Genomic DNA, 13311 nt, shown 5'->3' on the forward strand with positions numbered 1-13311 from the left:
TTATTCACCTTTTATCATCAAGCAGCGGTCTTGAACTCTAGAAGTTCCCGCAGAATGATCAACCTTTACACAGCTGTACCCGCTTTGTCACCGGTTAATTTTTTAGAGATAAAGAGAACAATGATTATAAGGATGATTTGAAGGACGCCATAGGCGCAAGCGGTTCCGAATTCAAACGCATACATTCTTTGGAAAATTTCCACCGAAATCGGGGCAGTTCTAGATGTAAATAACAGAATCGATGATACGAATTCACCAATACCTGTTACGAAGGCCAATAAAGTTCCCGCTAGAATCCCGCTAAGCGACAAGGGGAATACGATTCGACGAAAGCTATACCACCAGGAAGCTCCCAGATTACGGGCTGCCTCTTCGATCGAAGGATCCATCTGCATAAGCGTAGCCGACGTTGAACGGAACACAAGAGGTAAATGACGCACAAAGTAGGCTAGTGGCAAAATCCAGAACGTCCCCACAAGAACTTGCCCAAAACTGTACGCAGACGGTGTACTGAAAGCTGTAATTAAATTAATCCCTACAACCGTTCCTGGTAATGCCCAAGGGAGCATAATAAACACATCAAGCAATGTCTTCCCTTTAAATTTAAGGCGAACAATCGCATAGGCAGCAGCAACACCGAATATCACATTGCCAACCGTTGCAACAAAGCTCATTTTGAAGCTATTCGCAATAGGTCGCCACGTTTTGCTGTCCGTAAACAATTCCACATAATGACTAATTGTATATTGAGGCGGTAGGATTTGTGTCGTCCATGTACCATCCGTGGAAAAGGATATGAGAATCAATACCAGAATAGGCAATAGCAGAATGACGACGCCTATCGTGGAGAGGATCATAGCTGTATATTTTCCCCATGCACTCTTGACCTCGGTCCGATGTACACTAACTCCTTTGCTCAAGTTCTGGTAATTTCGTAAGCCTTGATACCAGCGCATAATGATGAGAAACAGGATGGAAACAATGGATAATAAGGTAGACTGCGTGGCCGCCATATCCAAATTTCCATTTGTTCGGGACAAATAGATTTGCATCGTCATCGTTCTGTCGATTCCGAAGATGAGAGGAGCCGTATAAGAAGCCATGGCAATCATGAAGACAAGCAAGGACGAAGCCACGATAGCTGGAGTGAGCATGGGTAATATGATTCTCCGCCAGATATAAAGACGTCCGGCTCCAAGACTTGCTGCTGCTTCCTCCAGGGAGGGGTCGAGCCCCTTGATCGCAGCGGAAGCGGTCATATAGAAATAGGTGTACATCGTAAAGGTGTGAACCATGAGAACGCCCCATACACCTTTTAGCGAGAACGGCACGTGGTCCATCTCAAACCAAAGCTTGAGCGTCCGCGGAATAATACCGCTTTCTCCATATAGAAAAGTGAATGAAAGTACGCCAACCAGCGGTGGCAGCGCCATCGGCACCATGGCAAGAACTGTCAGAGCCTTGCGGCCTGGAAACTCATAGCGTTCCAATAGAAAAGCCATGGTAACTCCGACTATCGCGCATGTCATTACACTAAGAACGGAGATATACACACTGGTCCAGAGGGCTTCCAAATTGGCGGTATGCTCCAAGCTGAAGAACCGTGCATAGTTTTTAAAAGTAAAATTACCTTCCATTTGAATGCTCTGAATAAAGGTTTGATACAGCGGAAAGAGTACATAGGCTAGCAATACCAGAAACAAGGGAGCAATTAATACGTATACGAAATGAGGCGAAGAAGTGATGGATGGCCGTTTGATTACTGGTTGATGAGATACTGGTTTCTTGAAGGTCATATTCTCATCCTCCGCCTATTCTAAAAAGTAAATGCTTTCCATTGGTATATGCATCGCAAGTGTATCGTCACGCTGTCGTACTTGATGACCCTGATTGACGAACATCGCTTTCAAGGGCTTATTGGATACGTCCGTCAAATAATTGACATTCACCCCGGTGAATTCTGCGATGACAACTTTTGCTAGGAAAGTGTTCTCCGCTTGTAAAGATTCTGATTGTGCCTCGCGTACTGCCTCAGGACGAATAGACAAAGTGGTTTGTGCGCCCACTGTCAGGTGACAATTAGGTGCCGTATGATTCACCAAACCGCATAGAACTAGATCGGGTGAAACTCTGACATAGACCTGATCTCCTTCTATTCGCTCCACGGTTCCATTCCACAGATTAGACTCGCCTATAAATGAAGCGACAAAACGATTAATAGGTCGGTTATAGATTTCCTCCGGCTTTCCAACCTGCTGTACAACGCCGCCTTGCATGACCATGATCCGATCCGACATCGCCATGGCCTCAGCTTGATCATGCGTCACGTAAATGGTTGTAATGCCAGATTCAAGCTGCAGCCTTTTAATCTCCAAGCGTGTTTCTTCTCTCAATTTGGCATCTAAGTTGGATAAAGGCTCATCCAGCAGTAAAATATTCGGCTCAATAACAAGTGCTCTGGCTAGCGCAACACGCTGCTGCTGACCTCCTGATAATTGGTCAATTCGCCGATTTCCATAACCCTGTAAGTGTACTTGCTGTAATGCACGCTCTACCCTTTGGAGCCGCTCGTCTTTCGGCCGTTTTCTAACTTGGAGACCAAAGGCCACATTCTCAAATACCGTCAGATGAGGAAATAAGGCATAGTTCTGAAACACCATTCCCGTATTGCGTTTGTGAGGCGGCACTGTCGTTACGTCTTGATTGCCAAATACGATACGCCCTGAGGTTGGATAGTAAAAGCCGGCAATCATTCTCAAAGTTGTTGTTTTTCCGCATCCGCTAGGACCAAGGAAAGTAAAGAATTCACCGGGCTTAATCCGAATATGCACATCCTGAACGCCCGATACTTTCCCAAACTGCTTGGTTACATGTTCTAGAGCGACTTCGATCACGTACAGTACCTCCCTTACTTTGAGTTCGGGCAGAGGAACTATCTCTACCCGAACGGATGTTGCGCTTATTTCGCGCCTTTTCCTTTAATGCTCTCATCCCAATACTGCATCCAATCTTTTTCTTTTTCAGCCATGACCGTCCAATCGAGATTCATTGGTTTCAATTCAATGCCTTTCAACCAAGCTGGAAGCGAGTCTTTGCTAATATCCGTACGTGTAGGAATCTGGAACAATTTATCGGCAAGCTCTATACGAAGCTTCGAGTCGAAAAGAAATTCATAAAATTTCTTCGCCGCTTCTTTGTTCTTGGCATTTTTCACCATACCTACGCCGTCTACAAGGATAGGTGCCCCGCTAGCTGGGTAAATAAAATCAAACGGCTGACTTTTCAAATGCTTCTGAATCATAATGTCCTGCAAATTCCAGAGCGAAAGTGTTCCTTCTTCACGGGCTAATTTTAAGTAAAGGTTCGTAGGATCCTGTGCATATTCCTTCGTATTGGCATCAAGCTTCTTCAGCCAGTCATACCCTTTCTTAGGATCAGCGGCACCTTCTTTGAAAATCATAGCGGAATAAATCGTTCTCATCGTTCCTGATGCAAGCACTCCCCGAATAATGATTTTGTCTTTATATTTCGGATCAAGAAGTGCGTCCCAATCTTTAGGAGCATCCTCCTGTTTAAGTGCTTTGGAGTTGTACATGATCACTTCGGGCAGCAGCATTTCACCGTACCAACGATCCTTAGCATCTTTGTACAAAGCTGGTATGCTGTCTGCGAAACTTGGCTTGAAGCTTTCCAAGAGATCTTCGTTCGCCGCAGTCATCAGACCGGATTGGGTGCCGCCCCACCAGAAATCAGCTTGAGGGTTAGCCTTTTCTCCCCGGACACGCTCCAGAATCTGCTGCGCACCCATCGTTAATACCTCGACCTCAACTTCCGGATGCTTCGCATTGAATTTCGGAATAATTTCATCGACAACACTTTTATCCCTAGCTGTATAAATAACAAGCTTTTGCTTCTCTGCCGGTTTAGGTGCCTCCGTAGCAGCCGGTTTGTCAGAAGGCTTCACCGTGGGTGCTGGACTAACATTTCCAGAGCTCGGTGCGGAGCCTCCGCAAGCTGTAATCACAACCATCATAATGCTCACTAGAGTGCCTACGAGCATTCTGGACACATTCCACTTACTTGTTTTCATTCACATAACCTCCCGAAAGGTATATTTTGTTGGAATTTACTACGGGGAAAGCTTCTAGGACACTGTGAATCGCCCCGATGATGCCCGCTTTGTAGCCTAGAGCGGCCAGCTTGATTTGGGGTACATACGGAACCCATTCCGTCAGCATACCTTGGATCTTCTCAACACCGCTTTCCTCGATGTCAATCATCTCCCCGCTTAAAATCAACAAATCTGGATCGAGTATACTGACCATATTCGCGATTCCGTAGGCCCAATGTCTGTAGATGTCATTTAATAATCGGCCTGCCTCTATATGGCCATCTTCCGTATGGCGAATTAGTTGTTTAATCACTCCCGGCTCTTCCACAAGGGAAGGCAGCACTTTTCTGGCTTTTTCTTGGATGACTGGGACCGAGTAATTCCCTTCAAAAACGCCATATTCACCCCGGTTAAGCTTCTTTACCTGACCCACCATCATATATCCGATCTCTCCTGATGCTTCACGCGAGCCTCTATAAAACTGCCCATCTAGGATGATTCCCGCGCCGATTCCCGTCCCTACATACATATAAACCTGATTCTTAACTCCGTTGCCGACACCCTTATGAAACTCCCCTAATGTCATCAAGTTAACGTCATTATCAATCACAACAGGTAGACCTAATCGCTCCTCGATCTCCTGTTTCACCGGTAATCCCATCCATCCTGTGCTTGGCGCATAACTCACGGTTCCATCGCGACGCTGTGTAATTCCGGGCAAGCCTAAGCCAACACCTAGTAAGCGAGATTTCTCGAACCCACTCTTGCTAAGCAAAGTCTGCAGACCCAATTCCAGACAACGAATGGCCATATCGCCATTCGTTGGTTGTTGCAAGCGAAAGTTGTAATCAACTAACAAATCTCCACTTAGATCAGCGATAGACATATACAGCGTACTACCCTCAAAAATCGCCCCAACTACGCCATAAGCTTGAAAATTATATTCAAGCAGGATCGGCTTCCTTCCGCCTTTGGACTCACCTACACCAACTTCATGGATTAGCCCTTCCTTCATCATTTCATCGACCAACGCAGATACACATGGACGGCTTAGCTCCGTTAGCTTCGCCAAATCTGCTCTAGAAACCCGCTTATTTTCCCGAAGCTTACGCAGAATCTCTTGTCTGTTCAATTGTTTAACGAGCTTGCTATTTCCAGTTTGATTGCGACCAAGCACCTTGTTCACCCCCTTTGATAGTTAGAATGACTAACAAAGTTTTCTAATACGATACTTATTATTGATTTACCGAATTAAGTACAACTTCCATAAAAAAGTGAGATTGTATTCCTCTATCCGCGCATGAATGGAAATAAGAGCTGTCCCAAAAGGGTTATAAACCTTGAGGGGAATCTAACTTGAAGGTGGTTACACGTATCCATGAGGACTTCCGCCGATAAGGGGGTGGTCCTTTTGGGGCAGTGTTGCACTTAACGGAACGACAAGCCGCTAAATTGGATGAAATGAGCTAAAAATTGAATAAGCGGAACGTGAGGGCGTTATTTGATGAAATTTGAGCGATCCGAAGCTAAAAACAACGGAATAGCGTCGCTACGTTCCTCGTTTGCTTGAATTATAGCTATTTCACACAAATAGAGTCTCTACGTTCCCCCTCTCATGTATTTATCATTTTTGGGACAGCCCTTATTTTAGTGGAATCAAGGGGGTTTGCTAACGCTCCGTTTCGCGTGGGCGAACCCTTCGGGGTTCTCTCCCCAAGACTTCAAGAACAAAAAAAGAAACCAATCTTAGTTTGCCTATAATCTGCTGAAGAAAGATTACATCTAATTTAAAGAAAAAAGGACTGCCCTCAAGTAGATTTATCTACTTTTAAGGCAGCCCACTTGAATTGAATGCGAATAATAATTTAGGCTCGTGCTCGTAAGTTCTTATAAATAACGAATCATGTGTACTTGTTCCACAAATGCAGTAAATCCTAAACGCTCTAATAACCCTATGAGCTCCTTGTTGGAATCTATTATATTCATAGTTATACGCTTACAAGAAGAAGACAAAGGTGCGTATACTTCACTTAATACTGCCTTGAGGATATCTTCTGCGTCTGCTCGGCCCGGAATCGATTCACATTGGTAAAGGGCGATGGTTGCCAGATTACCGTCTTCTCCGAAAATACGTTTATAAAGTGCGTAGCCAACCACCTCATCTGCTTCATCGGAGACGATTATACATTCCCCATCTTTCATACTGGCCCATTGTGTTTGCCACGCTGACAAATGTCTGTAGAATGACAGTCTTTTGACTTCCACAGGCAGTCCTCGTTTCGTAACATATTGGCTTGGAGAGTTTGATTTCAGGAGACTTGCGTCCAGAGCTTCTGTATGTTGTAAGCAGATTAGCTGCTCGGTAATACCATAGCCGACACTTTGATAGAGCTTTATCGCAGCTTTGTTTTGAATGAGTGCCTCCAGTAAGGCGATATCCACACCTTGTTCACGATACAACTGGAGGTTTCTTTCCATCAGTATTTTCCCGATCCCTTTCCCCCTATGCTCAGGCGCAATGCCAGTTCCCCCATTCCATGCCACTTTCTTTCCTTCTATTACTCGCACCCCATTCATCACGAAGCCGATAGGGTCACTATTTTCATACACGACTAAGGAATGCTCTAGTGAGAGCCCTTCGTTGACAGTTCTTGCAAGAAATTTGTCCAAGCTCAACGTACTATTTAAGAAATATCCTTCGAACCCCTTATTCCACAACGACACCATGTCTTCCGCCGACATTTCGCTCATTTTTTTGAAAATCATAAGCCTCTACCTCCATAGTGAATTATCCGATGATATAGCGAAATACCTTCTTTTCCATCTCATTAATCATGGACTTATAGTCGGTTTCCTCACCACTAAGCATAAATTGCAAAGCAAGGCCATCCCTAACTGACCAGAACAAACGGGAAGCTGCCGCGATATCAAGATCGGAACGGAACTCGCCAGTCTTTAGGCCACCCTCCATAATTTCCTGCATGAACAATAAAGCTTTACTCGCATACTGGTTCCATCGTTCCGTTAATTCCGGTTGGCGTGCTGCATACAGCATAAACTCCAAATGAAAGGCCAGCCATTTGCGCAGCTCGTCAAGCGATTGTCGACGGAATCGGTCAAACATATAGCGGATTTGATCAGCCGCACTTGGCATATTTTTGAAATGTTCACTGGAGTTCTCCACCATCGCATTCATTTTATCGTCAGCCATTTGGATATACATCTCTTCTTTGCTGGAAAAGTAACTGTAAATAGCGCCTTTGCTCATCCCCAAATGACGTACGATATCATCAATAGTCGTAGCTTGAAATCCTTTTTCTATAAAACAATGCAGCGCTCCCTCAAGGATAATCGCCCTTTTTTCTTCTTTATAAGCTTGCGTAACTTTAGGTGACATACAGCACCTCCTTTTTTCTGTTATTACGTCAAAACGCCCAATCTCCATTCCGGAACAACGGCTCTTTTTCCCCATTTTCCAAGATCCCATCAATATTCATATCTGCTGAACCCATCATAAAATCTACATGCGTCAAGCTTTCGTTTAGCCCATGATTTTGAAGATCTTGTTGGCTCATCTCTTTTCCGCCATTCAGGCAGAACGGAAAAGCTCTGCCGATGGCAAAATGGCATGATGCATTTTCGTCGTAAAGTGTATTGTAGAAAATAAGATTTGTGTTAGAAATAGGCGAGTGAAACGGAACTAAAGCAACTTCACCCAAATAGTGCGAACCCTCATCAATCTCAATGAGACTTCTCAAATTTTCTTCTCCCTTCTCGGCTTTAAAATCAATAATTTCCCCTTCTTTGAATGTTAAAGAAAAGTTTTCAATGAGATTGCCATTGTAACTAAGCGGCTTAGTACTTTTCACGGTCCCGTTTACGCCTTTTTTTAAAGGAGATGTAAATACTTCTTCAGTGGGCAGGTTTGCTATAAAGGAGATGCCATTGCTGTTGGTATTTCCGGCCGAAACCCAAATATGCTCAGGCGGCAAACTTACTGTAATGTCAGTACCGTCAGCGCGGTAATGAAGCGCCTTATATTGGCGTTCATTAAGCCTTTTTGCTTTAGTGTCTAAAGCGCTTGAATGTTCTTTCCAATCCTGCACCGGATCATCCCGGTCTACTCTTGTTGCTTCGAAAATGGCATTCCATAGGGCTTCAACCCGCTCCTCTTCGGGGAGTGATGGGAACACCTTATCCGCCCATGCAGGTGAAGGAACGGCGATAATCGACCAACTGACTTTGTTGGTTAACCTAGCGGCAGACAGTTCCCGCAAAGCAGTGTTGGATGTTTTACTCGCTGTTTGAATTCGTTTGGGGTCAATACCGTTCATAAGATCGGGGTTATTGGCCACTACATATAGAAATGCAGCATCATTTTCTGCTAATTCCTCATACCCTTTTGCCCGCCACATCGGGTACTCAAGCAATGCTTCATGAGGCGCTAGTTCATACTTTAACCGAGTAAGCTCATCGTCGAACCACTCGACATAAACGTGCTTTGCACCGACCTCATAGGCTTGTTTTACCAATCTGCGTACGAATTCCACCGATATTAATGGAGCGAAGACGACTAATGTTTGTCCCGGTTGTACGTTGACCCCTAATTGTATGGCTAGAGATGCATATTTATCTAAATTGCCTTGGAATGAATTCATTTAAATCCTCCTTCGTTCTACAATATGAAATAATAAAGACTGACCAGTCGTTTTATTATTTTTATTATTATTCCATATCGTGCCAACTGTCAAGAAATAAGAAAAACCGTCAGGGAAAAACATCCTGACGGTCTTTTACGTGTAAACCCATACTTTTGTCCATGGGGAGGGATGGATGTGGGGTTCCAACCGCTGTTGAAGTCATGTTTTTTGAATTTATTTTACGGTATAAACAAGACTTCAAAGGCGGCCCGTAAACTTTCCACCCTCACACCCATCCCTCTTCTGTTCTACTTTGAACTACCTTCCACTTCTTTGTTCTTTAACCCGTCTGAGATCCGGGATTCGTAACCATGTATCCCTTTGTAATACTCAGGAAACATAGCTCCTCCACAGCTTTCACACGTGAATTGAGGCGGTACAGTCGGATCCCCTTGATCCATTCGGTCAAAATCTTGGACAACATTAAGCGGTATGCTTTCCCACTTCCTAACAAGTCAAACATATATACTTCACTGCCTGCTTTGACAGTAGGTAGTTGCTTATGGACAACTGCGGTTTCTTCTTTTTGTTTTTGGTTTTCTTGCTTCCCTGTGAGATCTCGAATCATCCTTTCCAAGCAGCCACGCGTTTTCTCACAAGTTTTCATCTGGTATGTGACGAATGACTCGTGAAATGAACTCTTCCACTGGTTTCTTTCTTCGAATCAACTTTATTACCACCGTTTGCCACTGTTTTCTAAGCATCTCAAACGGCACGTAATCATACGTCTTCCTTTCTCCATTTGCCTTCATTCCGCCCATCGTCACCAGCATATGAACGTGCGGTTTAAAATTTAATCGCGAACCGAAGGTATGCAATCCCGCAATAATACCAGGGGTAAGCTTATGTCTCTTTTCAAATTGTTCTTTGATGATTCGCACAGCCTCGTCCATAAATTCTTTCAGCATTTTTCGATGCAACAAAAAGACACTCCACAGCCCTTCATCAATGGTAAACACCACATGGCGATGATTGACATGGAATACGTCCTCCAATAATAATCGGCTCCATTCTTCCGTTTCCCCACAGGAACAAGTTGTACAGAAGCTTCCTTTACAACGGTAAGGCACTCTGCGAATGTCATGGCAACCCTCGGTATCCCAGTGCCAATGTTCATCAAAAAATATTTGCTTCAGTATGTTCGAGTTCATACCTACTACATTACCAAAATTTAAATAAGGGGTAAGTTACGCTTACCCCAAAAAATCAAAAACATATAAATTCTTATTCAACCATCGTTCATCTAACTTTGCCTAGAATCAACTTAGGTTCGTCATTGCCGAACGAAACGTTCTGTAGAAACTGTAGTTGTATGCTACCTTCATAGAACGAGCATTTTAAAGTCACGCAAAATGGCGCTTCCACGTATCTTAACGTTAACAAGAGCGTATTTGTATCTTGCCATGTTGCTGAGCCTACTGCTACATTTTTCTGTCTCATATGCAGCGTATACGTTCCCTCATACCATTCGTTTCTACCAAAGTAAACCGTATGTTTTCCGGAGTTATTTTCAATTGATACGTTGGCGGAATCCTCTGTAAAATCAATAGATAATGTTTTAATTTGTTCCTCATTTTCTTCTAACTCGAACTCGATTCCCGATATGCTGGTCTCCAGCGTTGAGCTTGAAAGAACTCGTGGCGGTTCTAAGCGCAGTCCATGTAACACTTGGGTTAACAACTCAGAAGATTCCTTGTCCTCAGGCAGTTCTTCTGATTTCATGACAGGCAGCAGATGCTCCCAAATCGTATCAAGAACGTCCTGCATGTTATTCACTCCGGACGTTATCGCGATGACGGCATTCTGCTCCGGCAGAACAACGCAGAACTGTCCGAAAGCTCCGTCACCTCGATAAGCGCCGTGACGGCATCTCCAGAATTGATACCCATACCCTTGAGCCCAGTCATTGTTGGTGCTGGAGTCATTGGAAATTTGCTTCGTTGTCGCTTCTTCTACCCACGACTCAGGAATGAGCTGGTTCCCATCCCATTGGCCTTTTTGTAGATATAGCTGTCCAAACTTGGCAATATCCTCGGTTTTGATCTTCATTCCCCAGCCGCCAATGTGGATGCCGCGGGGGCAGCTTTCCGAAGTGGCTCCTTGGATGTCTAGCGGTTCCAACAGTCGCGGCTGCAGATATTCCAGTAGTGTTTGATTGGTTACCTTCTGCAAGATAGCCGAAAGCATATAAGTAGCCCCGCTGTTATACACGAAATGCGTACCCGGCTCATGTTCCACGGGAAGTTGTAAGAAATTGTTAACCCAGTTATCGGTTGACTGCATCTTTCCGGACGTATCTTCTGCATGCCCTGTACCCATCATGAGTAAGTGTCGGATGGTCATCGCAGCTAAATTCGGTGTAACTTCTGGCGGCGTATCCTCAGGGAAAAAGGTGACAACCTGGTCATCGAGCGAGACTCGCCCTTCTCCCACTAACAATCCGATGGCTGTTGAAGTAAAGCTTTTAGTTAAAGAAAACAGCATATGAGGACGTTCAGGCAAATAAGGTGTCCACCATCCTTCCGAAACAACGTGCCCGTGTCGGACGAGCATGAAGCTGTGAAGCTCTAGACTGCGTTCTTGAACCTCTTGTAGAAATCTCGTAATCGAGGAAGACGCGATACCTTGACGCTCAGGCTGACTTCTTGGTAGGGATCGAATAGCACTCATTCTTGTCTCTCCTTCAACACACCAGAATATGTAAATCAACAAGTCTATTATATCACTTGCATTGTCTACTTTTACAAATAATAGATTACAAGACTATTAACAACTTACTTATCGATAGGAGCATATTACCTGCATACCGGGTAACACAAGAATTACGAACTGGCTTCGAAGGTCGTCCTTTTTTCATATTATTCAAAATCAATCCTACCCGTAATACCTGATCTAACAACCAAGGGTTGATCGACATTTTCGAATCGGTTATTCTTTACCACGACTTCATCAGCATCAATCGCATGAACGCCGATGACCGAATTCTTAAAGAGCTCGAAGCCTGCAGATTTGATGCCAATGCAGCCCTCAGCGCCATATCGCGGATGAAACCCACAGTGATCGAACTCGCAATCCTCGATTTGAATGTTCGTAGCATGTCCTCCCTCGGCATGAGTCGGCAGCTCAGCACCAAGCAAAATCCCTGGGTTCATCGTGTTTCGGTATTTGCAATTCGCAATCGTAACATGATCATTCCTGACAAGATGCTCAGCTCCAGCAATGTTTACAAACTCGGAGTGAGTACACGTATAGCTTTCAGCCTCCCAATAAAGTGACCTTCCCCTCTCTTCCGCCCTCAGCCGTTGCCGTTGCTGTATACAGTTTCTCCATATCAGTTCTCTCCTCGTTTTTTGGAAACAATTCATCATCTTATACGAACTTCTGAAGATCTAAAAAAAAACTATCCCACTAGTAGAGTAACTCTACTTTGGGATAGCCTCTTTGCTTTTTCATAGCTTAACTAATTTTGCAAGTATTACGGCCAAGCATTTGATTAATCGCACATTTTTGCGCTATGCCTGTAATAAGGAACGGAAGTGAGATCAATCCTGCTAATTTCCAGTAACCAGGTAAGAAGTAAAACAACGACAATAGCGCTATACCCAAAATAATACGAACTACACGATCTGTTCCGCCAACATTTTTCATCATCTATTACCTCCATATTGTATTGGTTTGTTTTATTGTGTTTCTGATTACGATCATAACAAAAGCGTTTAGATAGAACCGTAACTTTGTCACATAGCAATAAAATGAACGTTTGGAGGTAATAATAGCTGCAATTATTGTTCTATATATTTTTTCAAGTCCTCACGCAGTATATGAGAAATCTGGCCTCTAGATAAGAGCAGCAGTCCTTCTTTCTCGAGCGATTTCAGCGTTCGGCTGATGACTTCGCGGGCTGTTCCCAGCTCTATGGATAGGGTATCATGCGTAATGGTAAGGTTATCTCGTCCATCATCAGTCATCTCAACCAGATATTCTGCTATTCTGCCGCGGATTGATTTGAAGTTGATGCTATCCAGTAAGTTGGACATAATGATAATTCTTTTGGCGAACATTTTAAAATAAACTGTCGAAAGCTTTTATATCGATCCATCCAGTCTTTAAAAACGTCAACTGGAATAGCAACTACTGCGCAAGGCTTTTCGATGCAGGCAGAAGCTTCATATTCGGTCTCGCCGAGAATGCTGGACATCATGAGGGGACAGCATTCCCCGCCATTGACTCGATACAGGGTTATTTCTCTTCCACTGCCGCTGATCTTATACATTCTTACTGTTCCTTCCAGAATTAAAACAGCATGATCCAAGAACTGGCCCTCTTCAAATACAAAGCTAGGCTGTAAATCTAACATTATAATTCCCTCATCGCTCCAGTCCTGAAGGGAAATATCGGACAAGCTAGGGAAGCACGATACAATATGCGGGACTTTATCAAGCATAGCAGATGACATTGGTTGTATCCTTCCTTGTGAAATGGTAGGTTTTAACAAGCACA

13 protein-coding genes and 1 pseudogene are annotated in these 13311 nt (G+C 44.0%); all 14 read right to left on the reverse strand.

Going from position 1 to position 13311, the window contains the following annotated elements; translation table 11 throughout:
* Nucleotides 1–65 precede the first annotated feature (65 nt).
* Complete coding sequence (locus tag GC098_RS22435) at nucleotides 66–1796, reverse strand: ABC transporter permease (protein ID WP_171645452.1); 1731 nt, start codon at nucleotides 1794–1796, stop codon at nucleotides 66–68.
* Between the two features lie 15 nt (nucleotides 1797–1811).
* The gene (locus GC098_RS22440) at nucleotides 1812–2894 is read right to left on the reverse strand and encodes an ABC transporter ATP-binding protein (protein WP_171645453.1); all 1083 of its coding nucleotides are present in this window, start codon (nucleotides 2892–2894) and stop codon (nucleotides 1812–1814) included.
* A gap of 65 nt (nucleotides 2895–2959) precedes the next feature.
* On the reverse strand, nucleotides 2960–4090 hold the full coding sequence (locus tag GC098_RS22445) for an extracellular solute-binding protein (RefSeq protein WP_171645454.1): 1131 nt from the start codon (nucleotides 4088–4090) through the stop codon (nucleotides 2960–2962).
* A complete protein-coding gene (locus GC098_RS22450; protein ID WP_171645455.1) occupies nucleotides 4077–5288 on the reverse strand; it encodes an ROK family transcriptional regulator in 1212 nt (403 codons plus the stop codon). The genes GC098_RS22445 and GC098_RS22450 overlap by 14 nt, the downstream gene beginning before the upstream one ends.
* Before the next feature lie 710 nt (nucleotides 5289–5998).
* Nucleotides 5999–6877 carry a GNAT family N-acetyltransferase gene (locus GC098_RS22455; protein WP_171645456.1) on the reverse strand — a complete coding sequence of 293 codons (879 nt, stop codon included), beginning with the start codon at nucleotides 6875–6877 and terminating at the stop codon, nucleotides 5999–6001.
* Nucleotides 6878–6899: 22 nt separating this feature from the next.
* A complete protein-coding gene (locus GC098_RS22460) occupies nucleotides 6900–7508 on the reverse strand; it encodes a TetR/AcrR family transcriptional regulator (protein WP_171645457.1) in 609 nt (202 codons plus the stop codon).
* A 28-nt stretch (nucleotides 7509–7536) separates the two neighbouring features.
* A complete protein-coding gene (locus GC098_RS22465) occupies nucleotides 7537–8769 on the reverse strand; it encodes an aminopeptidase (protein ID WP_171645458.1) in 1233 nt (410 codons plus the stop codon).
* Between the two features lie 322 nt (nucleotides 8770–9091).
* Nucleotides 9092–9379, reverse strand: coding sequence for a hypothetical protein (locus GC098_RS22470; RefSeq protein WP_171645459.1), 288 nt, complete (start codon nucleotides 9377–9379; stop codon nucleotides 9092–9094).
* Between the two features lie 88 nt (nucleotides 9380–9467).
* Nucleotides 9468–9962: pseudogene (locus GC098_RS22475) on the reverse strand (IS91 family transposase); the annotation flags it as partial.
* An 88-nt stretch (nucleotides 9963–10050) separates the two neighbouring features.
* The gene (locus GC098_RS22480; protein ID WP_171645460.1) at nucleotides 10051–11481 is read right to left on the reverse strand and encodes a serine hydrolase domain-containing protein; all 1431 of its coding nucleotides are present in this window, start codon (nucleotides 11479–11481) and stop codon (nucleotides 10051–10053) included.
* 188 nt (nucleotides 11482–11669) lie between these two features.
* Nucleotides 11670–12179: a right-handed parallel beta-helix repeat-containing protein gene (locus GC098_RS41680; RefSeq protein WP_376773927.1), complete on the reverse strand. Its 510-nt coding sequence runs from the start codon at nucleotides 12177–12179 to the stop codon at nucleotides 11670–11672.
* 88 nt (nucleotides 12180–12267) lie between these two features.
* The gene (locus GC098_RS22490; protein WP_246358836.1) at nucleotides 12268–12462 is read right to left on the reverse strand and encodes a YgaP family membrane protein; all 195 of its coding nucleotides are present in this window, start codon (nucleotides 12460–12462) and stop codon (nucleotides 12268–12270) included.
* A gap of 131 nt (nucleotides 12463–12593) precedes the next feature.
* A complete protein-coding gene (locus GC098_RS40215) occupies nucleotides 12594–12779 on the reverse strand; it encodes a helix-turn-helix domain-containing protein (RefSeq protein WP_246358837.1) in 186 nt (61 codons plus the stop codon).
* A 17-nt stretch (nucleotides 12780–12796) separates the two neighbouring features.
* Nucleotides 12797–13255, reverse strand: a complete 459-nt coding sequence (locus GC098_RS22495) for a Crp/Fnr family transcriptional regulator (RefSeq protein WP_246358839.1) — start codon at nucleotides 13253–13255, stop codon at nucleotides 12797–12799.
* Nucleotides 13256–13311 lie beyond the last annotated feature (56 nt).

The organism is Paenibacillus phytorum, assembly GCF_013141715.1.
Lineage (GTDB): Bacteria > Bacillota > Bacilli > Paenibacillales > NBRC-103111 > Paenibacillus_E > Paenibacillus_E phytorum.

Coding starts and splice junctions, on each gene's coding strand:
- GC098_RS22465 (WP_171645458.1), bottom strand. CDS start 8,769: ATGAATTCATTCCAAGGCAATTTAGATAAATATGCATCTCTAGCCATA.
- GC098_RS22495 (WP_246358839.1), bottom strand. CDS start 13,255: ATGCTTGATAAAGTCCCGCATATTGTATCGTGCTTCCCTAGCTTGTCC.
- GC098_RS22470 (WP_171645459.1), bottom strand. CDS start 9,379: ATGATTCGAGATCTCACAGGGAAGCAAGAAAACCAAAAACAAAAAGAA.
- GC098_RS22435 (WP_171645452.1), bottom strand. CDS start 1,796: ATGACCTTCAAGAAACCAGTATCTCATCAACCAGTAATCAAACGGCCA.
- GC098_RS22480 (WP_171645460.1), bottom strand. CDS start 11,481: ATGAGTGCTATTCGATCCCTACCAAGAAGTCAGCCTGAGCGTCAAGGT.
- GC098_RS40215 (WP_246358837.1), bottom strand. CDS start 12,779: ATGACTGATGATGGACGAGATAACCTTACCATTACGCATGATACCCTA.
- GC098_RS41680 (WP_376773927.1), bottom strand. CDS start 12,179: ATGATGAATTGTTTCCAAAAAACGAGGAGAGAACTGATATGGAGAAAC.
- GC098_RS22455 (WP_171645456.1), bottom strand. CDS start 6,877: ATGATTTTCAAAAAAATGAGCGAAATGTCGGCGGAAGACATGGTGTCG.
- GC098_RS22445 (WP_171645454.1), bottom strand. CDS start 4,090: ATGAAAACAAGTAAGTGGAATGTGTCCAGAATGCTCGTAGGCACTCTA.
- GC098_RS22460 (WP_171645457.1), bottom strand. CDS start 7,508: ATGTCACCTAAAGTTACGCAAGCTTATAAAGAAGAAAAAAGGGCGATT.
- GC098_RS22490 (WP_246358836.1), bottom strand. CDS start 12,462: ATGATGAAAAATGTTGGCGGAACAGATCGTGTAGTTCGTATTATTTTG.